Annotated in this window: 25 protein-coding genes; 21 read left to right on the top strand and 4 right to left on the bottom strand. The window is 72.9% G+C overall.

Features of this window, described 5'->3' with window-relative positions; translation table 11 throughout:
* Positions 1-76: 76 nt before the first annotated feature.
* From MQN93_RS08425 to MQN93_RS08400, 6 genes are all read left to right on the top strand, one after another.
* The gene (locus MQN93_RS08425) at positions 77-895 is read left to right on the top strand and encodes an AfsR/SARP family transcriptional regulator (protein ID WP_016435283.1); all 819 of its coding nucleotides are present in this window, start codon (positions 77-79) and stop codon (positions 893-895) included.
* Positions 896-1,095: 200 nt separating this feature from the next.
* Positions 1,096-1,866 carry a cyclase family protein gene (locus MQN93_RS08420; RefSeq protein ID WP_242708969.1) on the top strand — a complete coding sequence of 257 codons (771 nt, stop codon included), beginning with the start codon at positions 1,096-1,098 and terminating at the stop codon, positions 1,864-1,866.
* On the top strand, positions 1,863-2,690 hold the full coding sequence (locus MQN93_RS08415) for a thioesterase II family protein (protein ID WP_016435281.1): 828 nt from the start codon (positions 1,863-1,865) through the stop codon (positions 2,688-2,690). Before MQN93_RS08420 ends, MQN93_RS08415 begins: the two co-directional genes overlap by 4 nt.
* A gap of 60 nt (positions 2,691-2,750) precedes the next feature.
* Complete coding sequence (locus tag MQN93_RS08410; protein WP_016435280.1) at positions 2,751-4,025, top strand: beta-ketoacyl-[acyl-carrier-protein] synthase family protein; 1,275 nt, start codon at positions 2,751-2,753, stop codon at positions 4,023-4,025.
* On the top strand, positions 4,022-5,257 hold the full coding sequence (locus MQN93_RS08405; RefSeq protein ID WP_242708968.1) for a ketosynthase chain-length factor: 1,236 nt from the start codon (positions 4,022-4,024) through the stop codon (positions 5,255-5,257). The genes MQN93_RS08410 and MQN93_RS08405 overlap by 4 nt, the downstream gene beginning before the upstream one ends.
* Positions 5,258-5,377: 120 nt before the next feature.
* Positions 5,378-5,641, top strand: a complete 264-nt coding sequence (locus MQN93_RS08400) for an acyl carrier protein (RefSeq protein WP_016435278.1) — start codon at positions 5,378-5,380, stop codon at positions 5,639-5,641.
* A 190-nt stretch (positions 5,642-5,831) separates the two neighbouring features.
* Here the strand turns inward: MQN93_RS08400 and MQN93_RS08395 are convergent, their stop codons facing one another.
* Complete coding sequence (locus tag MQN93_RS08395; protein ID WP_016435277.1) at positions 5,832-6,272, bottom strand: nuclear transport factor 2 family protein; 441 nt, start codon at positions 6,270-6,272, stop codon at positions 5,832-5,834.
* A 203-nt stretch (positions 6,273-6,475) separates the two neighbouring features.
* Here MQN93_RS08395 and fabG point away from each other — a divergent pair, with 203 nt between their 5' ends.
* From fabG to MQN93_RS08360, 7 genes are all read left to right on the top strand, one after another.
* Positions 6,476-7,267, top strand: a complete 792-nt coding sequence (fabG, locus tag MQN93_RS08390) for a 3-oxoacyl-ACP reductase FabG (RefSeq protein ID WP_016435276.1) — start codon at positions 6,476-6,478, stop codon at positions 7,265-7,267.
* Positions 7,268-7,333: 66 nt separating this feature from the next.
* Complete coding sequence (locus tag MQN93_RS08385) at positions 7,334-8,281, top strand: aromatase/cyclase (protein WP_242708967.1); 948 nt, start codon at positions 7,334-7,336, stop codon at positions 8,279-8,281.
* Positions 8,274-9,788, top strand: a complete 1,515-nt coding sequence (locus MQN93_RS08380; RefSeq protein WP_242708966.1) for a class I adenylate-forming enzyme family protein — start codon at positions 8,274-8,276, stop codon at positions 9,786-9,788. Before MQN93_RS08385 ends, MQN93_RS08380 begins: the two co-directional genes overlap by 8 nt.
* Positions 9,789-9,821: 33 nt before the next feature.
* Positions 9,822-10,382 (top strand): antibiotic biosynthesis monooxygenase family protein, encoded by a 561-nt coding sequence (locus MQN93_RS08375; RefSeq protein WP_242708965.1) that lies wholly within the window; start codon positions 9,822-9,824, stop codon positions 10,380-10,382.
* Positions 10,383-10,395: 13 nt separating this feature from the next.
* Positions 10,396-11,418, top strand: a complete 1,023-nt coding sequence (locus tag MQN93_RS08370; protein ID WP_242708964.1) for an aldo/keto reductase — start codon at positions 10,396-10,398, stop codon at positions 11,416-11,418.
* A 123-nt stretch (positions 11,419-11,541) separates the two neighbouring features.
* Positions 11,542-12,369 (top strand): SRPBCC family protein, encoded by an 828-nt coding sequence (locus MQN93_RS08365; protein ID WP_242708963.1) that lies wholly within the window; start codon positions 11,542-11,544, stop codon positions 12,367-12,369.
* On the top strand, positions 12,366-13,610 hold the full coding sequence (locus tag MQN93_RS08360; protein ID WP_242708962.1) for an FAD-dependent oxidoreductase: 1,245 nt from the start codon (positions 12,366-12,368) through the stop codon (positions 13,608-13,610). The genes MQN93_RS08365 and MQN93_RS08360 overlap by 4 nt, the downstream gene beginning before the upstream one ends.
* 61 nt (positions 13,611-13,671) lie before the next feature.
* Here the strand turns inward: MQN93_RS08360 and MQN93_RS08355 are convergent, their stop codons facing one another.
* The 3 genes from MQN93_RS08355 to MQN93_RS08345 are packed head-to-tail and all read right to left on the bottom strand — an operon-like array spanning position 13,672 to position 16,252.
* Positions 13,672-14,343, bottom strand: a complete 672-nt coding sequence (locus tag MQN93_RS08355) for an antibiotic biosynthesis monooxygenase family protein (RefSeq protein ID WP_242708961.1) — start codon at positions 14,341-14,343, stop codon at positions 13,672-13,674.
* 54 nt (positions 14,344-14,397) lie between these two features.
* A complete protein-coding gene (locus tag MQN93_RS08350) occupies positions 14,398-15,153 on the bottom strand; it encodes an NAD-dependent epimerase/dehydratase family protein (RefSeq protein ID WP_242708960.1) in 756 nt (251 codons plus the stop codon).
* A gap of 34 nt (positions 15,154-15,187) precedes the next feature.
* Complete coding sequence (locus MQN93_RS08345; RefSeq protein WP_016435267.1) at positions 15,188-16,252, bottom strand: ketoacyl-ACP synthase III family protein; 1,065 nt, start codon at positions 16,250-16,252, stop codon at positions 15,188-15,190.
* Positions 16,253-16,609: 357 nt separating this feature from the next.
* On the opposite strand from MQN93_RS08345, the gene MQN93_RS08340 reads away from it, so the two are divergent.
* The 8 genes from MQN93_RS08340 to MQN93_RS08300 all read left to right on the top strand — a co-directional run bounded on the left by MQN93_RS08340 (position 16,610) and on the right by MQN93_RS08300 (position 26,095).
* A complete protein-coding gene (locus MQN93_RS08340; protein ID WP_242708959.1) occupies positions 16,610-17,782 on the top strand; it encodes a nucleotide disphospho-sugar-binding domain-containing protein in 1,173 nt (390 codons plus the stop codon).
* A gap of 43 nt (positions 17,783-17,825) precedes the next feature.
* Positions 17,826-18,758 (top strand): ABC transporter ATP-binding protein, encoded by a 933-nt coding sequence (locus MQN93_RS08335; protein ID WP_037782433.1) that lies wholly within the window; start codon positions 17,826-17,828, stop codon positions 18,756-18,758.
* Positions 18,755-19,468 carry an ABC transporter permease gene (locus MQN93_RS08330; protein WP_242708958.1) on the top strand — a complete coding sequence of 238 codons (714 nt, stop codon included), beginning with the start codon at positions 18,755-18,757 and terminating at the stop codon, positions 19,466-19,468. Before MQN93_RS08335 ends, MQN93_RS08330 begins: the two co-directional genes overlap by 4 nt.
* A 259-nt stretch (positions 19,469-19,727) precedes the next feature.
* The gene (locus MQN93_RS43865; RefSeq protein ID WP_278190550.1) at positions 19,728-20,966 is read left to right on the top strand and encodes a nucleotide disphospho-sugar-binding domain-containing protein; all 1,239 of its coding nucleotides are present in this window, start codon (positions 19,728-19,730) and stop codon (positions 20,964-20,966) included.
* Positions 20,966-22,132, top strand: a complete 1,167-nt coding sequence (locus MQN93_RS08315; protein ID WP_242708957.1) for a nucleotide disphospho-sugar-binding domain-containing protein — start codon at positions 20,966-20,968, stop codon at positions 22,130-22,132. The genes MQN93_RS43865 and MQN93_RS08315 overlap by 1 nt, the downstream gene beginning before the upstream one ends.
* Entirely contained in the window at positions 22,120-23,289 is a 1,170-nt protein-coding gene (locus tag MQN93_RS08310; protein ID WP_242708956.1) for a nucleotide disphospho-sugar-binding domain-containing protein, read from the top strand. The genes MQN93_RS08315 and MQN93_RS08310 overlap by 13 nt, the downstream gene beginning before the upstream one ends.
* A complete protein-coding gene (locus tag MQN93_RS08305) occupies positions 23,286-24,935 on the top strand; it encodes an MFS transporter (protein ID WP_242708955.1) in 1,650 nt (549 codons plus the stop codon). Before MQN93_RS08310 ends, MQN93_RS08305 begins: the two co-directional genes overlap by 4 nt.
* Positions 24,932-26,095, top strand: coding sequence for a nucleotide disphospho-sugar-binding domain-containing protein (locus MQN93_RS08300; RefSeq protein ID WP_242708954.1), 1,164 nt, complete (start codon positions 24,932-24,934; stop codon positions 26,093-26,095). The genes MQN93_RS08305 and MQN93_RS08300 overlap by 4 nt, the downstream gene beginning before the upstream one ends.
* The last annotated feature ends 56 nt before the right edge of the window (positions 26,096-26,151 follow it).

Below are 26,151 nucleotides of genomic sequence, written 5' to 3'. Positions count from 1 at the left end.
ATGAGAGCTTCGGTAGATGTTGAAGCCGGGCCCGAGACGGGGAGGTCCGGCGGATCGAATCCCGGAGGAACCCACGATGGAGATCAAGGTGCTCGGCCCACTCATGGCCGAAACAGGTGGTACATCGATCGTCCCCAGCGCCGGCAAGCCCCGGCAGATCCTGGCCCTGCTGTCCGTGTACGCGAACCAGGTCGTGCCCGTGCCGACGCTGATGGAGGAGATCTGGGGCGGCGACATGCCCCGCAGCGCGCTCACCACCCTGCAGACCTACATCCTGCAGCTGCGCCGGCTGATCGGTAAGGCGCTCGGGCCGGGCAGCCCCTACGGCGCCCGGGAGGTGCTGGCCACCCGGCACGGCGGCTATCTGCTGGAGGTGCAGCCGGGCGCGGTGGACGTGCACGAGTACGACCGGCTGGTGGCGACGGCGCGCGCCGAGGCCGACCGCGGCGACGACGAGACGGCCGCCGCCGTCTACCGGGACGCGCTCGCCATCTGGCGCGGTCCGGCACTGGTCGACGTACGCCTCGGCCCGCTGCTGGAGATCGAGCTGGTGCGCCTGGAGGAGAGCCGGCTCGAAGTGCTGGAGCAGCGCATCGAATGCGATCTGCGGCTCGGCCGGCACATGCAACTCCTGGCGGAACTGACCTCTTTGACGGCCCGTCACCCGCTGCACGAGGGGCTGCACGCCCAGTGCATGGTGGCGCTGTACCGGTCGGGCCGGCAGTGGCAGGCGCTGGACGTGTACCAGAACCTGCGCCGCGGCCTCGCCGACGAGCTGGGCCTGGACCCTTCCACCCGGCTCCAGCAGCTGCACCGCGCGGTGCTGGCGGGGGATCCCTCGCTGGACGCGGTGGCGGGGCAGCGTCGGCGGACGCTGGACCTGTTCGCCGCCTGAGCGCTGCGTCGGTTCAGCCGCTCTTCGGCCGCGGCTCCGCCGTGGCCGGTCGCGCGGTTCCCCGCGCCCCTTCAGGGCGCCACCGGGCCCCGCCCCTCACCAGGGGGCGGGGTTTCGCGCGTTCAGGGCTCCACCGCATCTCCAGTGGGCGGTCGCACGGTGCGCACGCGTAACTCCTCTACCGAACCTGGGGGTTCACCTTGCGAGTCATCGACCTCTCGTCCGCCGTGGACGCGTCCGGGTGGGAGCCGGACCCGATCGTCCACGAGATCATGACGCCCGCCGAAGGGGCCCGGCACATGGCGGCGGAGATGAAGGAGCACTTCGGGCTGGACTTCGACCCGGCCGATCTGCCGGGCGGTGAGCTGCTGTCGCTGGACACGCTCACCCTGACCAGCCACACCGGCACCCATGTCGACGCGCCCTCCCACTACGGGTCGGTGGGCGACTACGGCCGCCCCCGCAACATCGACGAGATGCCGCTCGACTGGTTCCTGCGCCCGGCGGCGGTGCTGGACGTCTCCGACGTCGGCATCGGTGTCATCGGGGTCGAGCGGATCGAGAAGGCGATCGCGGACGCCGGGTACGTCCCGCAGCCGCTCGACATCGTGCTGCTGCACACCGGCGCCTCCCAACACGCCGGTACACCGCGGTACTTCACCGACTTCGCGGGCCTCGACGGGCCCGCCACCGACCATCTGCTCGACCTCGGCGTCCGGGTCATCGGCACCGACGCCTGGAGCCTGGACGCGCCGTTCGGCCATATGATCCGCACCTTCCAGGAGACCGGTGACCGTGCGGCGCTGTGGCCCGCGCACTTCGCCGGCCGGCGCCGCGAGTACTGCCAGGTGGAGCGGCTGGCCCAGCTCGACACCCTGCCCGCCCACGGGTTCACGGTGTCCTGCTTCCCCGTCAAGATCGCGAGGGCGGGAGCGGGCTGGACCCGGGCCGTGGCCCTGATCGACGCATGAGACTGCGCACCAGCTCGGAGATGGCGGCGCCCTGGCTGTTCTGCTTCCACCACGCCGGCGCCGGCGTCTCCTCGTTCGCCCGCTGGCAGCGGGACCTCGGCGACGCGGCCGAGGTGGTGCCGGTGCTGCTGCCGGGGCGCGGCCCCCGCGCGCGCGAGGCCCGGATCACCGATGCCGCCGAACTCATGGGCGAGCTGCGGGAGTTGATCAAACCACTGCTGGACCGCCCGTATCTGCTGTACGGGCACAGCCTGGGCGGGCTCGTCGCGCACGCGCTGACGCTGGCCCTGGAGGAGGACGGGCTGCATCCGCCGGCCCGGCTGGTCGTGGGCGCCGTACCGCCGCCGCATCTGCGCAATCTGCTGCTGCGCAGCTCACGCCTGTCCGACCAGGAGCTGTTGGAGCTGCTGGTCGACCTGGACGCCGTACCGGCCGAGGCGGCGGGCCGTGACGCTGCGCTGTGGCAGCGGATGGTGGTGCCCGCGCTCCGCGACGACCTGCGCCTCGGCGAATCGCTGTGTCTGGCCGCGGCGGGCACCCGGCTGCGGACCCCGCTGTTCGCGCTGGCCGGACGGGACGACCCGGTCTCCCCGCTGGCGGACGTGGCCCAGTGGGCCGACTACACCGAGGCCGAGTTCCGTCTCCAGACGCTGCCCGGCGGCCACTTCTTCGTACGGGAGCGGTCGGTGCCCCGGCTGCTGCGGCAGGTCGCCGAGGAGCTGCGCGCCCCGCGCCGGGCCCGGCGGACGTTCCAAGGCGAGTCGAGCGACCGTCAAGACGCCGCCACCACACTCGTCGCAACAGTCGACCGATCAGAGAGGTGACGCAGCCGTGCTGCATTCTCCCGGGGCGACCCCCCGCGATCCACAAGCCGAGGAGGCCAGGTGAGCCGACGCGTCGTCATTACCGGAATCGGTGTGGTCGCCCCCGGCGGCGTCGGCACCAAGCAGTACTGGAGCCTGCTGACCGAGGGACGCACCGCGACCCGCGCCATCTCGCTCTTCGACGCCTCGGCGTTCCGCTCCCGCATCGCCGCCGAGGTCGACTTCGACCCGGTCGCCGAGGGACTCGACCAGGAGCAGGCCGAACGGCTCGACCGGGCCGCGCAGTTCGCGCTGGTCGCCGCGCGCGAGGCGGTCGCGGACAGCGGGCTCGACCTGGCGGGCACGGACCCCTTCCGCACCGGTGTCACCATCGGCAGCGCGGTCGGCGCCACCACGGGCCTGGACTACGAGTACGCGGCCGTCAGCGGCAACGGCGCCGAGTGGCTGGTCGACCACGAGCGGGCCGTACCGCATCTGTACGACTACTTCGTGCCCAGCTCCTTCGCGGCCGAGGTGGCCTGGGAGTTCGGCGCCCAGGGCCCGACCGCCGTGGTCTCCACCGGCTGCACCTCCGGCCTCGACTCCGTCGGGCACGCCGTGGAGCTGATCCGCGAGGGCAGCGCCGACGTGATGATCACCGGCGCGACCGAGGCGCCCATCTCGCCGATCTCGGTGGCCTGCTTCGACGCCATCAAGGCCACCTCCAACCGCAACGACGAGCCGGAGACCGCCTCCCGCCCGTTCGACAAGTCCCGCAACGGCTTCGTCCTCGGCGAGGGCAGCGCCGTGTTCGTGCTGGAGGAGTACGAGCAGGCGCGGGCCCGCGGCGCGCACATCTACGCCGAGGTCGCCGGGTTCGCCTCGCGCTCCAACGCCTACCACATGACCGGACTTCGGGCCGACGGCGCCGAGATGGCCGAGGCCATCACGGTCGCACTCGCCGAGGCCGGCCTCCCCGGCACCGACGTCGACTACATCAACGCGCACGGCTCGGGCACCCTGCAGAACGACCGGCACGAGACGGCCGCGTTCAAGCGCAGCCTGGGCGAGCACGCGTACAACACGCCCGTCTCCTCGATCAAGTCGATGATCGGGCACTCGCTGGGCGCCATCGGCTCCCTGGAGATCGCCGCGTCCGCGCTGGCCATCGAGCACGACGTGGTGCCGCCCACCGCCAACCTGCACGAGGCCGACCCCAAGTGCGACCTCGACTACACGCCGATCACGGCGCGCGAGAAGAAGGTCGACACCGTGCTCAGCGTGGGCAGCGGGTTCGGCGGCTTCCAGAGCGCGATCGTGCTCACCACGCCCGAGCGGAGGAGCAGCGCCGCATGACCACCGACCTCCAGACGCGCACGGCCACCGCCGTCTTCACCGGCATCGGTGTCACCGCGCCCAACGGCCTCGGTACCGAGGCCTGGTGGCGGGCCACCCTCGCCGGTGAGAGCGGCATCCGCCCGGTCTCCCGCTTCGACGCGAGCGGCTATCCGGCCAGGCTGGCCGGCGAGGTGCCGGGCTTCGAGGCCGCCGACCACATCCCGAGCCGGCTGCTGCCGGCAACCGACCACATGACCCGGCTCGCGCTGACCGCGGCCAAGGAGGCCGTCGAGGACAGCGGCGCCGACCCGGCCGAACTGCCGCCGCACTCGGCCGGTGTGGTCACCGCCGCCTCGGCGGGCGGCTTCGAGTACGGACAGCGCGAACTGCAGGCGCTGTGGGGCAAGGGCGGGCAGTACGTCAGCGCGTACCAGTCCTACGCCTGGTTCTACGCCGTCAACACCGGCCAGATCTCCATTCGGCACGGTCTGAAGGGGCCGAGCGGGGTGCTCGTCACCGAGCAGGCCGGCGGTCTGGACGCGGTCGCGCAGGCACGGCGGCAGCTGCGCAAGGGCAGCAAGCTCATCGTCACCGGCGGGGTGGACGGCGCGATCTGCCCCTGGGGCTGGACCGCGCAGCTCGCGGGCGGCCGGATGACCTCGGTCGAGGACCCGGCGCGCGCCTATCTGCCCTTCGCCGCCGAGGCCTCGGGCCATGTCGCCGGCGAGGGCGGCGCCATCCTGGTCCTGGAGGACGCCGAGGCGGCGCGGGCCCGCGGGGCCCGGGTGTACGGACGGCTCGCCGGGTACGCGGCGACCTTCGACCCCGCGCCGGGCCGCGGCGGCGAGCCGGGTCTGCGCCGCGCCGCCGAACTCGCCCTGGACGAGGCGTCGTTGGCGCCCTCCGCGGTCGACGTGGTGTTCGCCGACGCGGCGGGGGTGCCGGAGCTGGACCGCCAGGAGGCCGACGCCCTCACCGCGCTGTTCGGTCCGCGCGGGGTGCCGGTGACCGCCCCGAAGACCATGACCGGCCGGCTCAACGCCGGTGCCGCCTCCCTCGACCTGGCGGCCGCGCTGCTGTCGGTGCGGGACGCGGTGATCCCGCCGACCGTCAACGTCACGGCCCCCGCCGAGGGGTACGCCCTCGACCTGGTCACCGAGGCCCGACGCGGTCCCGTGCGCACGGCACTCGTACTCGCCCGCGGGCGGGGCGGGTTCAACGCTGCCGCTGTGGTGACGGCGGACGATTAGCGCTGCGCTGCACGGGCGGTACCGGGCCGTTGTTCGTCCGCGGGCCGTCGTGGGCTGGTCGCGCAGTTCCCCGCGCCCCTTCGGGGCGCACTCAACTCCCCTCCAAGAAAGGCTGCTTACGTGAACCTCAAAGAACTGACCACGCTCCTGCGTGACTGCGCCGGTGTCGACGAGGGTGTCGACCTGGACGGTGACGTCCTCGACGTCCCCTTCGACGAGCTCGGCTACGACTCGCTGGCCGTGCTCCAGGTGACCGGTGTCATCGAGCGCGACTACAAGATCCAGCTGTCCGACGACACGGTGGCCGAGGCGACGACGCCGCGCCTGCTGCTGGAGTTCATCAACGAGCAGCTGGGCGCCGCGCCGGTGGCGAACGCCGCCTGAGCCCACCGCCGCGCCGAAGGCCGCCCACTCCCCCGCGGGGTGCGGCGGCCTTCGGCGTACCCGCGTCCCCGCTTCTCCGCGTCCTGTCGTACGACTGCCCGCGGGCATACGACAGTGCCCGCACGCCGGGGGATTCGCGTACGGGCACTGTCTGGGGGTGGCCGGCAGGGGGGCCGGCCCGGAGGGGTGGTCAGATGAGGTCGTCGCGGGTGATCTGGCGGTCCTGGATGCGCCAGGTGCCGCCGCTGCGCACGATGCGGTCCTCGCACAGGGTGCTGGCCTTGATCTCGGGGCGGCCGCCGCGCGGGGTCTCGATGACCAGGGCGTAGCAGCGGGCCGTCACCGCCTCGGGGGTGGCGGACTCCACGGAGACCATGCCGAGCCAGTGGCGGCGCTGGACGCCGGCCGCGGCGTACGCCTCGGTGGCCTTGGCGGCGGCCTCGGTGATGGCGGCGCGGCCGACAGCCGGCACCGGCTGGGCGTTGGCGGCGAAGACGCCGTCCTCGGTGAAGGTGTCGGCCCACTCCCCGACCCGGCCGTCGTCGAGCAGGTGCATCTGCTGGGCGTAGAACTGCTGGATCTCCTGGTACAGCCCGGCCGTGGGGCTCTGCGGCAGCTCGGTGACGCTCATGCGGGTCCTCTCGGATGAGTCCTTGTGTCCCCTCCACGCTGGCCGGTCGGGCTCGAAGTGCGGTCGCGAGGTTCTGGAGCCCCGAGGCGCCGGATTGTGGGTCCCACGACGTTCCCGGCCGTCCAGTCGTGCTCGACACGGTTTCGAGTGGGGCTCGGCACGGTGGGCCGCGTCCACACCGTCTGGCCGAGGAGAGACACCCCATGGGACAGCAGTCCGGCGACCGCAAGGCCGCCCTGATCACCGGCGCCACCAGCGGCATCGGCCTGGCGGCCGCCCGCACCCTGGCCGGGGCCGGATACGCCGTGTTCGTCTGCGCGCGCGGCGCCGAGTCCGTGGAGCTGACCGTCAAGCAGCTGCGCGAGGAGGGGTACGAGGCCGCCGGCACCGTCGCCGACGTGCGCGACCCCGGCTCCGTCACGGCTCTGGTCGCCGCCGCCGTCGAGGCGTTCGGGCGGGTCGACGTGCTGGTCAACAACGCGGGCCGCAGCGGGGGCGGGGTCACCGCCGACATCGACGACGAGCTGTGGCACGACGTCATCGCCACCAACCTCACCTCGGTGTTCCTGCTCACCCGCGAGGTCCTGAACAAGGGCGGCATGCGCGAGCGCGGCTGGGGCCGCGTCATCAACGTCGCCTCCACCGCGGGCAAGCAGGGCGTCGTCCTGGGCGCCCCGTACTCCGCCTCCAAGCACGGCGTGGTCGGCTTCACCAAGGCGCTGGGCAACGAGCTGGCGCCGACCGGGATCACCGTCAACGCCGTCTGCCCCGGCTATGTCGAGACGCCCATGGCGCAGCGCGTGCGGGCCGGTTACGCCGCCGCGTACGACACCTCCGAGGACGCCATCCTGCAGAAGTTCCAGGCGAAGATCCCGCTCGGCCGCTACTCCACGCCCGAGGAGGTGGCCGGACTGATCGGCTATCTGGCCTCCGACACCGCCGCCTCGATCACCTCGCAGGCCCTCAACGTCTGCGGCGGCCTCGGCAACTTCTGATCCCGCGAACTCCTGTCACAGGAACGCCTCTTACCGGCACGCCTCTCACAGCAAAGGACGTCACCCGTGTCCGTGACCACACCGCACCGCACCCTGCACAGCGTCGCCGTCGCCGCGCCCGCCGAGGTCGTCTACGGCATCGTCGCCGACGTCACGATGTGGCCGCAGTACTTCGCCCCCAATGTGCACGTCGAGCACCTGGAGCAGGACGAGACCAGCGAGCGCATCCAGATCTGGGCCTTCGCCAACGGCGAGGTGAAGACGTGGGTTTCGCGCCGCACCCTGGACGCGGCCGCCCTGCGCGTCGAGTTCCGCCAGGAGGTCTCCACACCGCCGGTCGCCGCGATGGGCGGCACCTGGGTGGTCTCCCCCGTCGACGAGAACTCCTCGCTCCTCGAACTCCACCACGACTTCGCCGCCGTCGACGACGACCCGGACGGCGTCGCCTGGATCACCGCGGCCGTCGACCGCAACAGCGCCGCCGAGCTGAACAACATCAAGGAACTCGCCGAGCAGCACCGCGAGTTGGACCAGCTGGTGTTCACCTTCGACGACACCGTGGAGATGGCCGCCGACGGCGCCGACGTCTTCGACTTCCTGAACCGCGCCGACCTGTGGCCCGAGCGGCTGCCGCACGTGGCGCGCCTGGACCTCACCGAGGACGAGCCGGGCGTGCAGATCATGGCGATGGACACCCGCACCCGCGACGGCTCCACGCACACCACCGAGTCGGTGCGCGTCGTCTTCGGTTCGGACCGCATCGTCTACAAGCAGACCACCGTGCCCGGCCTGATGACCGCGCACACCGGCCGCTGGACGATCCGGCCCGTCGAGGGCGGCGTCGCCGTCACCTCCCGGCACACGGTCACCCTCAAGCCGTCCGCGGTCGAGCCGATCCTCGGCGCGGGCAGGACGGTCGCCGACGCGCGGGCGTACGTGCACAAGGCGCTCAGCACCAACAGCACCTCGACCCTGAAGCTGGCGAAGGCCCACGCGGAGGCGCTCCGTGGCTGACCTGCCTCTCTCCATAGCGGAGTTGCCCTTTTCCGTGCCCGACCGGATCGATCAGCTGCTGTCCCGGGCCGCCGCCGCGCACCCCGGGCGGCGGGCGGTCGTCGCCGACACGCTGGAGCTGGACTACGCCGCCCTCGACACGCGGGTCACCTCGGTGGCGGCCGCCCTGCAGGGCCTGACCGGCGCCGGCGAGGTGGTGGCGGTGGCGTCCGTGCTGCATCCGGACTTCGCCGTCGCCTACTACGCCGTCGCGCGCGCGGGCCGTACGGCCGCCGTCGTCAACCCGCTGCTGCGCGAGGAGGACCTGCTGCATGTGCTGTCCCTGAGCGGGGCCACCGTCGCGGTCGTGGACGCGGCTCTTGAGGAGCGGCTCGCGCACGTACGGGACCGGCTGCCGGCGCTGCGTACGGTGCTGCGGATCGGCGCGCTGCCCGAGGGGGACGGCGCCCCGGCCGACCCGGCCACCGGGCCCGGCGACACCGCCGTGCTGCAGTTCACCAGCGGAACCACCGGCCGGCCGAAGGCGGTGCGGCTCAGTCACCGCAATGTCGTCGTCAACGCGGCCCAGATCACCGACGCCCACCGCCTCGACGGGGACACCGTCGCCCTGAACCACCTGCCGACGTACCACCCGATGCACCTCAACTCGGCGATCGCGGCGGGCGCCACGCAGGTGCTGTGCGCCGCGCCGGAGCCGTACGCGGCACTGATGACCGCCAACCGGCACGGCGCGACGATCCTCTACAGCCTGCCGGTCAGGCTGGCCCGGCTCGCCGCCGACCCGGACCTGGACAGCATCTCGGTACGCACCCTGCGGCGCATCGCGTCCGGCGGTTCGGGGCTGCCGGTGGCGGCGGCCCGCAGGCTCTCGAAGAGGTTCTCCCTTCCCGTCTTCCAGGGCTACGGACTTGCCGAGACCTCTCCCCTGACGCACAGCGACGACCCCGAGCGGCCGGTGCACGGCTCGGTCGGGAAGCCGGTCGCCGGGACCGAGTGCCGCATCGTGGACATCGACAGCCGTGCCGTGCTGCCCGCCGGTTCGGTGGGCGAGGTGCAGCTGCGCGGACCGCAGGTCATGCAGGGCTATCTCGGCGGGCCCGACGGCACCGGTCTTGAGCCGGACGGCTGGCTGAGCACCGGGGACGCGGGCCGGATCGACGAGGACGGGCGGCTGTTCCTGGTGGACCGGCTCAAGGACGTCTTCAAGTGCGACAACTTCCTGGTCGCGCCCTCGGACGTGGAGCGGGTGCTGCTGCGCCGGCCGGGCGTCAGGGACGCGGTCGTGGTCGAGCTGCCCGACGCCGAGCATGGTGCGGTCGCGGGAGCACTGGTCGTGCTGGAGGACCCCTCGACCCTGCGGGACGTGATCGCCGCCGTCAACGACGAACTGCCCTACTACCAGCACATCCGGGACGCGGTGACGCTCGACGCCATCCCGCGCTCCGGCAACGGAAAGGTCCAACGGCGGCTGCTGGCCCAGCAGTTGACCAGCCGACAGCCCGTCTGAGCACCGGCCCGCCCAAGAACCGAGGAGAACCTCATGCGCTTCACCGTCATCAACACCTTCACCCTCAAGAACCCGGCCGACGCGCGGGACTTCGAGGAGCGCTTCCTGACCCATGTGCAGTGGATGCGCAGCCGCCCCGGGTTCGTCGCCCACCAGGCGGTGCGCGCCACCGAACAGCCCGAGGTCTACGTCAACTTCGGCTGGTGGGAGAAGCCCGAGGACTTCCAGGCGGTGCTCGCGAGCGACACCTTCAAGGAGCACGCCGAGGAGTTCCACAAGATCGTCGACGTGGTCGCCGACCCGTCGATGGGCGTGCTGCGCCTGGACTCCGCTGCCGCGCGGGAGGGCGATCACCTGGTCGTGGAGTTCTTCACCGACAACGACCCGGGCGCCTACCGGCGTTACGCCGAGGCCGACGGTTTCGTCGCCGCCGACGTCGCCAAGTCGCTGTTCGCCCGCCCCGGCGGGTTCACCGCGCTGACCCGCTGGCGCTCCGCCGAGCAGGCCGCCGCGGCCCGCGCCGCGCTCGTGGAGCGCGCCGTACCGGCCCGGCCGATCGCGGGCAACCGGGCCGAGCTCACCCCCGCCGGCTGAACAGGAGGACCGCATGCAGTACCGCCGACTCGGCGCGAACGGGCCGGTGGTCAGCCGTGTCGCGTTCGGGAACTCGCTGACCGCGGGCAACCAGCTCGCCGACGACGCCGCGCTCGCCTGTGTGCGCGCCGCCCTGGACGCCGGGATCACCACCTTCGACACCGCGGACGCCTATGCGGAGGGCCGGGCCGAGGAACTGCTCGGCCGGGCCCTCGCCGGCGTGGACCGGGACTCCGTCGTCGTCTGCACCAAGGTGGGCAGGGGCGGCGGGCCCGGCCCCGGCGCGCTGTCCCGCGAGCGGATCGCCGCGAGCCTGGACGCGTCGCTGCGCCGGCTCGGCACCGGCCACATCGACCTCTACCAGGCACATCTCTACGACGACTCCACCCCGCTGGAGGAGACCATGCGGGCCTTCGCCGACGCCGTGCGCGCCGGGAAGGTCCGCTGCGTCGGCGTCTCCGAGTGGGCCGCGGACGAGATCGAGCGGGCCGCCGTGCTCGCCCGCGAGCTGGGGGTGCCGCTGGTCTCCAACCAGCCGCAGTACAACCTGCTGTGGCGGGTGATCGAGGCCGAGGTGCTGCCCGCGTGCGCCGCGCTCGGCATCGGGCAGATGGTGTGGTCCCCGCTGGCCGGGGGCGTGCTCACCGGCAAGTACCGGCCGGGGCAGCGCCCGCCGGCCGGTTCGCGCGCGGTGGCCGCGCGCGGGGGCGACGTCTCCATCCAGCGCTGGAACTTCCTCTCGGACGAGGTGCTGAGCGCCGTAGCCCGCGCCGGAGACCTGGCCACCGAGGCGGGCCTCACGCTGCCACAACTCGCCCTCGCCTGGACCCTGCGCGACGAACCGGTCACCACCGCCGTCATCGGGGCCTCGACCCCCACCCAGATCACCCGCAACCTGACGGCCCTGACCACCCCCGTCGACCCCGCCCTCCTGCACCAGGTGGACGAGGCCCTGACCCCGGTGACGGTCCACGACCCGGCCCTGACCCTGAGCCGCATGCTCCGAGCGAAGTCCCGCAACCCGACGCTCACTTGAGCCGCAGAGCACCCCCGCCGGGGGACCGCCACCACCCGACACGCAGCGCCCACCCGCACACCCGGCAAGGACGCCACCCCCTCACGCACAACCCCCTAACCCACCCCACTCGAGAGGAACCCCATGACCACCGCACCCGACCGGCAGGTCCACCGCACGAGCGCCGCCGTTGATGTCGACGCCCCCGCCGACGTCGTCTACCGGGCGTTGACCGATGTGGTGGGCTGGCCGGTGTTGTATCCGTGGATCGCGCACACCGAGGTCGTTGCCCGGGACGGGGCCGATGACGAGGTGAAGTTCTGGGCCGTGCGGCCCGGGCCGGAGGGGGGTCTGCGGATCTGGACGTCGAAGCGCACCCTGGACCCGGTGGCCCGCCGGATGGTGTTCGAGCAGCAGGGCTCGGTCGGGCCGATCGAGCGGTTGGGCGGGACCTGGGACTTCGTGTCGCGTGAGGACGGGGGGTGCCGGGTGGAGTCGGGGCACTGGTTCACCACGGACGCCGACCCGGCCGTCACCGCGGGCGAGCTCGACCGGCACGGTGCGCTGCAGATGCGGACGCTGAAGGCGCAGACGGAGAGTGCTACCGCCCTCACCTCGGACGTCGTCCGCGCCGAGGCGTCCAACACCGCGCAGGGCTCGTTCGCCGACGTACGGGCGCGGCTGCTCGCGGCGCTGCCCGCCGGGGACGGGAACGGGGACGCCTGGTTCGGCGAGACGGAGGCCGGGCCCACGGTGCAGATCGTGCACGGCGACGGCGTCGTCGTACAGAAGCTGCTGTCCCCGCCCGAGCCGGCCGAACTGCTGCGCACCCGCTGGCGGCTGGCCGAGGAGGCGGACGGAGTGCGGGTGACGGCCGATGTCCTGGCGGTCGCGACGCACGGGCACGAGCAGGTGCGGGCGCTCGCCGAGGCCGGCGTGCGGGACGCGCTGGCGCGGGCGGGTGCCCGATGACCGCGGACGTGCACGAGGGCGCCGTCGAGGAGGAGCAGACCGACGTCTGTGTGGTGGGCGCCGGTCCGGCCGGGCTCACGCTCGCGCTGCTGCTGCTCAGGTCGGGCCTGCGGGTGACGGTCGTGGAGAAGTCGCGCTCGCACCAGCGGGAGTTCCGCGGGGAGATCCTGCAGCCCGGAGCGATGCGCATCCTGGACCGGCTGGGGGTGCTCGAAGGGGCGCGGGAGCGCGGCTGCCACGAGCACCGCCGGTTCCGGCTCATGGAACAGGACCGGGTCCTGCTCGACATCGACTACCGCTCACTGCCCGCGCCCTACAACCACCTGCTGTCCATCCCGCAGTCCCACCTCCTCACCCAACTCCTGCTGAGCTGCGCCGAGTTCACCACGTTCCGGTACGTCGACGGCTGCCGGGTCACCGACCTCCTGCGCGACGACCGCGGACGGGTCACCGGGATCGCCGGCGACGGCTACACCTGCCGTGCCGCGGTCGTGGTCGGCGCCGACGGGCGGTTCTCCAAGGTGCGGCGGCTGGCCGGGATCGCGGCGGGCCGCACCGAGGCGTTCGACCAGGACGTCCTCTGGTTCAAGCTGCGCGGCGACCGGGCCGCCGACGGGCACGACATACGGGTCTTCCGCGGCTCCGGCAGCAGCCCGGTGCTGGTGTACGGCTCGTGGCCGGACCGGGTGCAGATCGGCTGGACGCTGCCCCACAAGGGCTACCAGGCCGTGGTGCGGGGCGGCCTCGGACACGTCAAGCAGCAGCTGGCGAAGGCCGTTCCGGCGTACGCGGAGCTGATCGACGACCAGATCACCTCGCTGCGCGACCTCAGTCTGCTCGACGTGTTCTCCGGGCGCGCCGAACGCTGGGCCACCGACGGCCTGGTGCTCATCGGTGACGCCGCGCACACCCACAGCCCGATCGGCGCGCAGGGCATCAACCTGGCCGTGCAGGACGCGGTCGTGCTCCATCCGATCCTGGTGGAGGCGGTGCGCCTGTGCGACACGAGCGCCGCGTTCCTCTCCCGCTTCGAGGAGACCCGGGCGCCGGACATCGAGGCGATGATGCGGCTGCAGGGCATGCAGTCCAAGGCGATGCTGTCCACGGGCGCGTTCGCCACGAAGGTGCGGCCGCGGCTGGCCGCGGTGGTCCGGCACACACCGCTGTACCGCAGGATCCTGCGGACCATCGCCTACGGCAACCCGTCGATCCGGGTGGCGGAGGAGCTCTTCGTCGCCTGAGCGGGCGGACACGAACGAGGGGGCCGGGTCCCGACGGACCCGGCCCCCTTCGGGTGGTGGTTCAGCCGGCCAGGGCGTCCACCCGGGCCGAGTCCACGACCACCCGGAACAGACCGCCCTCGACCTCGGCGTGCTCCGCCATGCGCCGCGCGTCGGCGGCCATCTCCGGGCTCTGGACGACGGGGGCGTAGGCCTGCGGCCCGGTCCACCAGCCGATGTTGACGTAGGAGCCGGTCTCCCGGTCGGAGTGCACCAACTGGTGGGCGAGGAAGCCCTCGTGGCCCTTGACGAAGGAGACGTGGCCGAGGAAGGCCGCCTCGAACGCCTGCTGCTCGGCGCCCTCGCGCAGGGTGAAGGAGGTCAGCGCGACCGCCGCGTCGGCGGCCGGGACCGGGTCGCCGCCGAGCCCGTCCGCGTCCTTGCGGCCGGCGAGCACCGGACCGTGCACGCTGGTGATGGCGGCCAGGGCGACGAACCGGCTGCTGACGGCGGTGAAGAACTCCCAGTCGCCGACGACGGTGCGGTGCGCCTCGGCGTCCCGCCACCAGGTCAGGATGACGAAGGTGTCCGGGGCGGAGATGCCGCGCAGCAGTGCGGTGCGCAGCAGGCCGTCGCGCCGGGAGACGGCCTCCTTGTACGTCTGGTACGCCGCCTCGAACTCGGCGCCCTTGTCCTTGTGCTTGTCCTTGAGCACGAACCGGGCGACGGCGACGACAGGAGCGTGGTCGGTCATGGGTGTGGGTGCCTTTCGATGAGGACTGCGGTGATCACTGGTGGGGAGTGAAGGTCAGACGGGCTGCTGCACATAGGCGTGCACGTACTTGTCGAGCACGGCCCGGTAGTAGTCGGGGCCGAAGCCGAGCCCGTACACGGTCGGTACGAGCCGGCAGAGCTTGGCGATGGAGACCGGCTGGGCGCCGGACGCCTGGACGTAGGTCTTCTCGGCGCTGGTGCCCAGCAGGTGCTCCATGTGGTCGACGACGTCCTCGATGCCGGGGGCGTACCCGGAGGCCACGTTGACGACGTCGCGGGTACGGCCGTCCACGAGCAGCGTGTGCACGATCTTGACGACGTCCTCGACGTCGACGAGGTCGCGCCGCGCGCCGCGGTACACCGTGAGGCGACCGCTGCTCAACTGCCGTACCAGGGAGGGGAGGAGCTGGTGGGGCGGCTGGTGGAAGCCGACCACGTGGGACAGCCTGAGGATCAGGTACTCCACGTCGGAGGACTTGACCACCGCCTCCAGGGAGAGCTTGTGCCGGCCGTAGGGGGTCGCCGGGTAGACGGGCCCGTCCTCGCGGCCGGGCGAGCCGTCGGGCACGGAGTACATGCCGGCGGACGCGGTGGAGAAGAAGACCAGGCGCTTGCCGTGCCGCTCGCAGTACCGCAGCGTCTCGTACAGCCGTACGGACTCGCGGGTGTACTGCTCGGGCCCGATGTCACCGGCGGCCGAGACGCCGGCGGCGAGCACCACCGTGTCCGGGTGGTGGTCCGCGAGGGCCGCCAGATGCCCAGCCAGGAATCCCCTGCCGACTATCTCCATGGGGTGTGCCAACTCCTCGTGGTCGTAAGGGGGTTCATGCCGCGGCGGATGCGGCCCAGTCGGGCACCGCGAGGATCTCCAGGACGGCCGTGGTGATCGTGTAGCCGGCGCCGCCGCCGTAGAGCATCACGTGGTCGCCGGGGTTCAACGCGCCGGTGAGCAGCAGGTGTTCGAGGCCCGCGGCCCAGTCGCCGGCGCCGATGTGGCCGGTGCGGCGGGCGAAGTCCCAGGTGGTGACCGACTCGTCGACGCCGATCAGGTGGTGGATCTGGAAGGGGCCCTTGATCCGGCCGGTGGAGGGGATCACCACCCGGGTGATGTCGCCGATGTCGAGGCCGGCCTCGTCGAGGACGGCCTGCTTGGCCTCGCCCATCACCTTGCCGAACCGGATGTTCGTCAACGTCTCGTCGCTGTGGGCCAGTTGAGCCTCGCCGCGTGCGGTCAGGTCGATCTGCCGCTCGGCGGCCCGGGAGACCGGACCGAGCGGCTCGTCGCCGCGGGCCATGGGCTCCAGGCCGTTGTCGGCGACGGTGGCGGTGGCGACCAGGCGGGCGAAGCCGCCCTCGCCGGACAGTACGGTCGCGGTGGCGCCGTCGGCGTAGGCGTTGCCGTGCCTGAGGTGCCAGCGGTCGGCGCCGGGGCCGCCGAAGCGGTCGGCGGTGGTGACCATGACCGCGCTGCCCGTGCCGTGGCCCACGCTCAGGTGGGCGGCGGCCAGTTCCAGGGAGCTGATGCCGATGTTGCAGCGCTGCTGCACGTCGAGGGCGGGCACCGTCCTGCCGACGGCGCGGCCCGCGATGTAGGAGGCGGCGGGCCAGATGTCCAGGCCCTGGTACCAGGTGCTGCCGTGCAGCAGCAGTGCGTACGCCGACTTGGCGAGCCCGGACCGCTCGTGCGCGACCCGGGCCGCGGCGACCGCCATGTCCGGCGGCGCCGTCCACGTCTCGCCCGCGGCCTCCCGCGCGATCACCACGGACTCGTAGCCGAAGTCGTCGATCCACTCCTGCCCGCACTCCCCGGCCGCGACGGCCTCGGCGACCGGCACGGGGTCGGGCAGCCAGCTGCCGACACCGGCGACATAGATCTCTCTCCAGCGCATCCGCTACTCCTCCGGTTCGGCGGTCGGGGTCGTCAGGACTTCCGGCATGCGCCCAAGGTCGCGACCGGCTCTCGAAAGGCGCTGGAGTCCGGCAGGGGAACGGGCGGAGGGGACCGGCTCCAGTGGCGCTCCAGCGGGATGCGAGGGGCGCGCGAGCCGTGGTCGTCAGGCTGGACGCACAGCCCGAGGGCGGACCCTGCCCGCCGACCCCCCACCGAACATCCGGAGATCCGCCGTGCGCATCCCGCCGACCGCCCGCACGGGCGTGCCCCGACCCCGGCCGCCGATTCCCCCGTACACCGCACCCCGAGTCCCGCCCCTGCGCAGCGCGCGGGGGCTTCGCAGCGAGGAGGCGCCGTGCGTGTCCTGATGACGGCCCTGGTGCCCAGCCATCTGATGCCGATGGTCCCGCTGACCTGGGCGCTGCGCGCGGCCGGGCACGAGGTGCTGGTCGCCGGCGACACCGACGTGGTGCGCAGCGCGCGGGCCGCGGGCCTGGACGGCCGGCTGATCGGCGGCTCGGGGACCACCCGGCAGCAGCAGACCCGGCCCGGTGCCGTCACGATGGTCGGCCGGGGCGCGCTGGAGCAGCGCGCGGAGTCGGAGTGGGCGGCGGTCGGGGCACGCTGGCGCCACCGGCTCGGCGGCTACCTCGACGACTTCGTGGCGCTCGGCCGTGCCTGGCAGCCGGACCTGGTGGTCACCGACCCGGTGGAGTTCGGCGGGCTGATCGTGGCCGGCGCGCTCGGTGTGCCCGGTGTGGTCCACCGCTACGGCCCGGACGACATCACCGGCCCGCTGCTGCGCCAGGCCGTGGTCCAACTCCGCGATCTGGCACGGGAGTACGGCTCCGCGGACGGCTTTCCCGCACCGGCGCTGCTGGTCGACCCGAGCCCCCCGTCCCTGCTGCCCGAGGGCGAGGACGACCCGTCCCTGCTCACCCGCTACATCCCCTACAGCGGCACGGCCGAACTGCCCGCCTGGGCCATCGAGCCCCCCGAACGGCCCCGGGTGCTGGTCTGCCTGGGCATGTGGCACGGGCGGCACATCGCCGAGACCGGCACGCTGCCGCCGGGCTTCCGGCATGTCCTGGACGCCTGCGCCCAACTGGGCGCGGAGGCGGTGCTGCCGATCGACGCCGAGTACCACCCGCTGCTCGGTGAACTGCCCGCCACGGTACGGGTGGTGGACCGCTTCCCGATCGGCCCGCTGCTGCGGCACACCGCGGTCACCGTGCACCACGGCGGCAGCGGCACCACCATGACGTCCTTCGTCGCGGGTGTGCCCCAGCTGGTGCTGCCCGGCGACAAGCCGTTCCTGCAGACCACGGCCCGCCTCGTCGAGCGGTCCGGCGGCGGGATCAGCCTCGCCGGCGAGGAGCAGCAGCACGACCCGCGCCTCGTCCGTCAGGCCCTGGCCGACCTGCTGGGCGAGGAGCACCACCGCAAGGCCGCCCGTGCCGTCGGCGCGGAGATCGCCGGCCTGCCCGGCCCCACCGAACTGGTCCGCACCTTGGAAGGGCTGATCTGACATGCCTCCGCTCGTACAGGAAAGGGAACACGTGCCCTCCCCCATGGCACAGTCCGCCGGCCCGCCCGCCGTGGCCTTCCGCGGCGTCGTCAAGCAGTACGGCAGCGTCCGCGCCGTCGACGGCATCGATCTGACCATCGCACGCGGCGAGTCGGTGGCCCTGCTCGGCCCCAACGGCGCCGGCAAGTCCACCACCATCGGCATCCTGCTCGGTCTGGTCCCGCCGGACGAGGGCACGGTCGAGGTGTTCGGCAAGCGGCCCGAACAGGCCATGCGCGCGGGCCATTTGGGCGCCATGCTGCAGGAGGGGAAGATGATCCCCCGGGTCACCGTGCGCGAACTGGTCGGCTTCGTACGGCAGACCTACCGCGACCCGCTGCCGCTGGCCGAGGTGCTCGACCTCGCGCAGCTCACCGGGATCGCGGGACAGCGCGTGGACCGGCTCTCTGGCGGCCAGGCACAGCGGGTGCGGTTCGCGCTGGCGCTGGCCGGCAACCCCGATCTCGTGGTGCTCGACGAGCCGACGGCCGCCCTCGACGTGGAGTCGCGGCGCGAGCTGTGGGCGGCGATGCAGCGCTACGCCGAGCGCGGCAACACCGTGCTGTTCTCCACGCACTACCTGGAGGAGGCCGACACCAGCGCGGACCGTGTGGTGGTGATCGCCGCCGGCAAGGTCGTCGCCGACGACACACCGGCTCGCATCAAGAACATGATCGAGGGCCGCACCGTCTCCTTCGTGCCGCGCGGCGCGCAGGAGGGCTATGAGCTGCTGCCCGGGGTGACCGGGGTGCAGTTCCACGGCGGGCGGGTGCATCTGCGCACCACCGAGTCGGACCGGACCGTGCACGCCCTGGCGCGCGCCGACGCCTTCGACGACCTGGAGGTCTCCGGCGTCGGCCTGGAGGAGGCGTTCATCGCGCTCACCCACGGGGCGCGTCACCGTGAGACCGCGAACGCGGAGGGACAGGACCGATGATCGGCTACATCCGCCTGGAGATCCTGCGGCTGATCCGCAACGGCGGCTATCTGATGATGAGCCTCGTGATGCCGGTCGGCCTGTATCTGACGGTGGCCGGAGGCGGGCCCGACCAGGAGTCGCTGGCCCGCTCGATGGTCGGCGCGGCCGCCTTCGGCGCGCTCGGCGTGGTCATCACCAACGGCACCGGGATCGCCGAGGACCGTGCGCTCGGCTGGCTGCGCCAGCTGCGGCTGACCCCGCTGTCGCCGGCGCAGGTCGTGGTGGCGCGGGGGGCCGTGGCCACGTGCCTGGGGATCATGCCGATCGTGGTGATCGGTCTGGTCGGCGCGCTGTACAAGGGGGTTCACCTCTCGGCGGGGACCTGGCTCGAGGTGTTCGTGCTGCTGTGGGTGGGGATCGCTCCGCTGGCCATGCTGGGGATCGGGATCGGGTATCTGTTCCCGGCGCAACTGGCGCAGATCGCGGGGACGTTGTCGTATCTGTCGCTGACGCTGCTGGGTGGGTTGATGCTGCCGGTCGCCAGTTTGCCCTCGTGGGCGCAGCCGTTGTCCAAGGAGACGCCGGTGTTCCGGTATGCGGAGCTGTCGTGGGACGCCGCCAAGGGGTCTGCGTTTTCGGCGAGTGGGGTTGCGGTGCTGGGTGTGTGGACGGTGCTGTTGGCTGCGTTCGCCGCGTATGCCTATCGGCGGGGTGGGCGTCGGGCCTGAGCCCTCTCTTTTCGTTCGCGGTGCCGCGGCAGGTCGTTGAGCGACTGCCGCGGCATCGTGGCTTGTCGCGCAGTTCCCCGCGCCCCTGAAAGATGCGCCGCCCCGCCCCCTCAGAGATCCCCCCGCAGCCCCCGACGCCCAAGAACAAACACACGGCGCCGGCCGCCAAGTCGTTCCTACGTGGCGCGAGTCGGGTTCGAGTCGGTGCGCTCACTCTTGGGCTGGCACTGTCCGGAATTCGATGGAGTGAGGCATCTGGATGCGCGTGTTGTTCGTGGGGCACGGCCCGGCCCATGTTCCCTGGATCATCCCGCTCGCCTGGGCCGCCCGGTTGGCGGGGCACGAGGTGCGGGTGGCGGTGCGGCCGCAGTGTGTGGCGCCGGTGACCCGGGCCGGCCTGGTGGCCGTGCCGATCGGCGACGAGGAGGCCGCGGGAGCGGCGGCGGCGCGGCAACTGGGCCTCGGGCCCGGGCGGTTGAAGTCCCGTGGCGAGAGTGTCGCCGCCCTTGACCCGGACCTCGGTGACGCCCTGATCGAGAAGATGATCGCCGTCGCCGACACCCTCACCGACGACCTGGTCGCCTTCGCCCGCTTCTGGCGCCCCGACCTCGTGGTGCACGACACGGCCGCGGCGGCGGGCCAGGTGGCCGCGGCCGTCCTCAAGGTCCCGGCCGTGGGCCACACCTGGGGCGTGTCGCTGGGCGTGCACTGCGAGAGCGAGGCCGAGCTGCGGCCGTCGTACGCGCGGCTCTTCGAGCGCTTCGGCGTCGACCCGCTGATCGGCCCCTCCGTGTGGATCGACCCGTGCCCGCCCGGCCTGCGCCCGCCGCACCCGGTGCGCCGTGCCGACATGCGCTACGTCCCCTACAGCGGCCCCGCCGTCCTGCCGGACTGGCTGCGCGCGGCACGGGAATCGGAGCGGCCCCTGGTGTGCGTGACCGGCGGAGTCACCACGAGCGCGCTGGACCGGGTCCGCGACCAGGTGGTGGCGAGCCTGCGCGAGCTGGGCGCGGACGTGGTGCTGGCCGTCACCGGTGCCCAGGCCGCAGAGGTCGAACGCCAACTCCCGCACGACGTACGCCTCGTGGCGGACTTTCCGCTGGACGTGCTGCTCGCGCACTGCGACGCGCTGGTGCACCACGGCGGCGTCGGCAGCGGACTGCTCGCCGTCACGCACCGGCTGCCGCAGCTGCTGCTGCCGCAGAACGCCTTCCAGGAGCACTGGGCCCATCTGGTGCGCGCCTCCGGCGCCGGTGACGCGCTGGCGGCGGAGCCGGCCGGCGGCGACACCGGCGCGGACGTGTTCGACGCCGTACGGGATCTGCTCACCCGCCCCGGCTACCGCTGCCGCGCCGCCGCGCTCAAGGACGAGATCGACCGGATGCCGGCCCCCGCACGGCTCGTGGAGTTCCTGGAGGAGTGCGTGCGCGCCGGCCACACCGAGGTCCCCACGGCGGTCCGGCCCGCCGCCCCCCTTTCCGAAGACGAGGAACCCTGATGCGCGTACTCATCCTGAGCTCTCCCGAGTCCACCCACTTCACCTGCATGGTGCCGCTGGCCTGGGCGCTGCGCGGCGCCGGGCACGAGGTGCTGGTCGCCGGGCAGCCCGACATCGTCCCCATGGCCCGCTCCGCGGGACTGTCCACGGTCACGGTGGGCCGCCAGTTCTTCTGCAAGGACCTGCTGACCCCGCCGCTCCCGCCGGGCAAGCGGCCGCTGGAGGTGGTCGGCCCGCTCACCCCGCAGATGACCGTCATCGGCTCCCGGGTGTGGGTGCTGCACTCCCGCTATCTCGCCCCGCGCTACCTGGAGTTGGCCCGCCACTGGAAGCCCGACCTGGTGATCTCGGAGATCTTCGACTGGTCGGCGCTGATCGTCGGCGGCGCGCTCGGCATCCCGGTGGTCTCGCACCGCTGGGGCGTCGACCCGATGAGCCATCTGATGCGCGGCACCGCCGAGGACCTGCTGGCCGGTACCTGTGAACGCCTCGGCATCGAGGGCGGGTTGCCGCAGCCGGACCTGGTCCTCGACCCGGCGCCGCCGCAGCTGCTGTGCCCGGGGACCCCGCCGGGCACCCCGATCCGGCACATCCCCTTCAACGGCACCGGCGAGGTGCCCGAGTGGCTGCGCCGGCGCGGGAAGCGCCCGCGGGTCTGCGTGACAATGGGCCGCCAGACCATCGCGCTCGGCGGCCTGTCGATGTTCCGCGGCATCATCCAGGCCTTCGGCGACCTCCCGGAGGCCGAGGCGGTGATGACGGTGCAGGAGGAGTTCCTGGACCAGCTCGGCACCGTACCGCCCAATGTGCGGCTGATCCCGCCGACGCCGCTGGCCGGCTTCCTCGACAGGACCGACGCCGTGGTCACCCACGGCGGCGCCAACACCCTGCTGACGGTGGCCAGTTTCGGCGTACGGCAGCTGATCCTGCCGCAGCTGGTGGACCAGTTCCAGGGCGGCGACCTGCTGACCGCCGCCGACGCCGGACTCACCCTCGGCACCGCCGAGGAGCAGAACGACCCGGCGTCCGTCGCCCGCGCGGTGCGCACCCTGCTCAGCGAGGACCGGCTCGCCAAGGGCGCCGCCGAACTGGGCCGGACCATCGCCGACATGCCCAGCCCCGCCGCCGTCGTCCGTGACCTGGAGAACCTGCGATGCGCGTACTGATCATCAGCTCCCCCGTCGACACGCACTTCCTGCCGATGCTCCCGCTCGCCGAGGCGCTGCTCGACGCCGGCCACGACGTGCTGGTCACCGGGCAGCCCGACGTCACCGGGCCCGCCCGGGACGCGGGCCTGCGCGCGGTGACGTACGGGGACCACTTCCACTACGAGGACCTGCTCGGCGGCCGGGGCCCCGGCGGGCCGCGACCCATCGAGACGGCCGGCCGCCCGCCGGCCCAGAAGATCCAGGCCGCGGCGCAGCTGTTCCGCAACCACACCGGCTATGTCCTGCCCGACTACCTGGATCTGGCGCGCGCGTGGGAGGCCGACCTGGTGGTCTCCGACCACATGGACTTCACCGCGCCGATCGTCGGCGAGGTGCTGGGCATCCCGAGCGTGCAGCACCGCTGGGGCGTCAACCCGACCGGCGAGCACATGCTGAAGCTGACGCTGATGTGGCTGGGCCCCATGTGCGAGCGGCTCGGCCTGAACTCCGTGCCCCGGCCCACCCTGATCCTCGACCCGGCGCCGCCCGCGCTGCGCAGCGCCGAGGCGCCCGAGGGCCGTCCCGTGCGGCCCGTCCCGCACACCGGAGGCACCACCCCGCGGCCGTTCGCCGCGCCGCCCGGCCGCCGGGTGGCCCTCACCCTCGGCGGGCTCACCCTGGAGCTGGGCGGACTGCCGCTGCTGCGCCGCGTCGTCGACGCGCTGGGGCGGACCGGCGGCGTCGAGGCGGTGGTGAGCGTCCCCGACCGCTTCCGTGCGGATCTGGGCACGGAACCGGAGGGCGTCACGTTCGTCGCCGAGAGCGCGCCCGGCGTGCTCTTCCCGGGCAGCGACCTGGCGATCCATCACGGCGGCGCGGTCCCGCTGCTGGGCGCGGCCGCCCTGGGCGTGCCGCAGCTGGTGCTGCCGCAGGTCGGCGACGAGTTCGTCGCGGGCGACAAGGTCGCGGGCGCGGGCGCCGCGCTGAGCCTGGACGCGGCCGAGGAGCAGAACAGCGACGCCCGGCTGGAGAAGTCGATCGGCCGGCTGCTGGCCGAGCCGGAGTTCCGTACGGCCGCGGCAGGACTGAAGGCGCAGATCGACGCCATGCCCGAGCCGGCCGAAGTCGTCGGCCTGCTGCAGGAGTTGGCGTCCCGTCAGGAGGTGTCGGCGTGAGCGTGCCCACCACCGAGGACCCGTCGGCCGACGACACCGTCGAAGCCGCTTCCGAGCAGGACGGCAAGCAGAACCCGTACGGCATGAGCGACATGCGGATCCTCGTCTTCATGGTGTGCGCCATGACGACGATGGTCCTGTCGCTGCTGGACGAGTCGATCGTCGCCTCGGCCGTACTGCCGATCGTGCGCGACCTGGACCCGGCCCACGGCATCGACCGCTTCCCCTGGCTGATCACCGCGTATCTGCTGACCGCCACCGCGGCCCAGCCGCTGTACGGCAGGCTCAGCGACAGCTTCGGTCCGCGCCGGGTCTATCTGACCTCGCTCGCCACCTTCCTGGCCGGCTCGGCGCTCTGCGCGACCGCGGGCTCCCTGACCCAGCTGATCGTCTTCCGCGCCGTGCAGGGCCTGGGCGGCGGCGGTCTGATGAGCATGACCCTCATCGTCATCGCCACGCTGTACCCGCCGAAGACCCGGGCCGGACGGTCGAACGCGGGCGGCGCCCTCGTCGCCGCCGGCATGATCGCGGGCCCGATGATCGGCGGCCCGCTCAGCCAGGAGGTGTCCTGGCGGTGGATCTTCCTGGTGAACGTGCCGGTGGCCGCCCTGGCCCTGGCCGGTGTCACCTGGGCGCTCAAGCTGCCGCCCAAGCACACCCGGCAGAACGTGGACGTACTGGGTTCGGCGCTGCTCGCGGGCGCCACCTGCTCCCTGCTGCTGGCCGTCAAGGCCTACGACCACGGCGGGTACGGGCCGTGGATCGGCTGGGCGTACACCGCCCTGGCGATGACCGCCTCCTTCGTCGTACGGCAGAAGAAGGCCGCCGACCCGCTGATCCCGGTGGCCCTCTTCCGTGACCGGGTGTTCCGGCCGGCCGCGGCCCTGCAGTTCATCGCCGGTTTCGCGCTGCTGGCGCTGCCGGTGTTCCTGATCAACTACCTGAACATCGTCCGGGGCGTCGACCTCGACACGGTCGGCCTGCATCTGATCCCGATGGCCCTCGGCGTGGTCGCGGTCTTCTTCGGCTGGGGCAACTGGATCTCCCGCACCGGCCGGTGCAAGCCGGTCCTGACGGTCACCACGGCGACGGCCGTCGTCGCCACCGCCGGGCTCGGTCTGTCCATCTCCGACCTGCCCATGTGGGAACTGGACGTGCTGCTGGTGCTGTTGGGCATCGGCCTCGGCGGCATCAGCCAGATCGCCCTGTTCATGAACCAGTCGGCGGCGGCGCCGGAACAGCTCGGCGTGGTCACCACCACCTCACGGTTCGCCACGATGCTGGGCACCACGATCGGCGGCGGCCTGCTCGGCGTGGTCCTCAGCGCCCGGTTCGCCTCCGCCGCCGACGGCCTGGGCGTCAGCAACCCGGACGCCGCCGCGTCCCGTATCGCCGCCCTGCCCGCGGCCGGCCGGCACCGCGTCATGGACGCCTACGCCCAGGCGACCGGCGCGGTCCTGCTGACCGCGGCGGGCCTGCTGCTGCTCGCCCTGATCACCGCGCTGCTGATGCCCGACGTCGACCTGGAGCACGCGGACGCGGCCCACCGGGACGGGACGGAAGCCTCGCAGGCCGGGGAGGCCGACGAGGTCGGCGGGCGAAACGAGCGGAACGAGCCGAACGAGCGAGCCGAGGAGGCCGCGTGAGAGTCCTGATGCTGAGCACGCCCTTCCCCACCCACTTCACCCCGATGGTGCCGCTGGCGTGGGCGCTGAAGGGGGCGGGCCACGAGGTGACGGTGGCCGCGCAGCCCGATGTCACGGACGCGGCCCGCGCGGCGGGCATCGGGGCCGTCGACATCGGCGAGCGCTTCCACGGACTGGACGTCCTGCAGCGCCATCTGCCGCCCGGCGTACGGCCGTTGGAGCTGATGGGGCCGACACCGCCGGAGAAGATGGCCGGCGCGACCAAGCTGTGGGAGACCCACGCGCGCTATCTGCTGGGCTCCTACCTGGAGTTCGCCCGCGACTGGTGCCCCGACCTGGTGGTGTCCGAGCAGATGGAACTCACCGGTTCCGTCATCGCCGGGGTGCTCGGAGTCCCTTCCGTCCAGCACCGCTGGGGCGTCGACCCGCTCAGCGGCCCCTCCCGCGCCTCCGCCCGTGACTTCCTGCACGGCGCCGTGACCCGGCTGGGCCTGGACGGGCTGCCCGACCCCGGTCTGCTGCTCGACCCGTGCCCGCCGGCGCTGCGCCACCCGAGCGCGGCGCCGGGCGTGCCCATCGGCTACGTCCCCTTCAACGGCGTCGGCACGGTGCCCGAGTGGCTGCTGCGGCCCGCGCCCGAGGGCACCCGCCGCGTGGTCGTGTGCCTGGGCGGACAGACGCTGCAGCTCAACGGCACCGGGCTGTTCCGCAGCATCATCGCGGCCTTCGAGGGGCTCGGCGACGTACAGGCCGTGGTCACCGCGGCGCCGGAGTTCCACGACGGGTTCGGCCCGCTGCCCGCGAGCGTGCGGGTGGTGGCGCCGTCGCCGCTCAACCTCTTCCTGCGCGACTGCGACGCGGTCGTGCACCACGGCGGCGCCAACACCACCATGACCGCCTGCTCGTTCGGGCTGCCGCAGGTCGTCCTGCCGCAGCTGGTGGACCAGTTCGCCTCCGCGGAGCTGCTGTGCGCGGCCGGGGCGGCGCTCTCGCTCACCGAGGCCGAGCCGCAGAACGACCCGCAGCGCGTACGGGCGGTCCTGACCGAGGTGCTGGACGACGACCGGTACCGCAAGGCCGCGCGGACCCTCGCCGACGACATGGCGCGGATGCCCTCTCCGGCCCGGGTCGTCGAGGACCTGGAGCTGCTCGCCGCATGACCTGACGCGGCGGCGGGCAAAGGGCTGGGCCCCGACCGGAACTTCCGGTCGGGGCC

This window comes from Streptomyces spinosisporus (assembly GCF_022698145.1).
Lineage (GTDB): Bacteria > Actinomycetota > Actinomycetes > Streptomycetales > Streptomycetaceae > Streptomyces > Streptomyces spinosisporus.
This window is presented reverse-complemented; position numbering and strand designations above follow the sequence as displayed.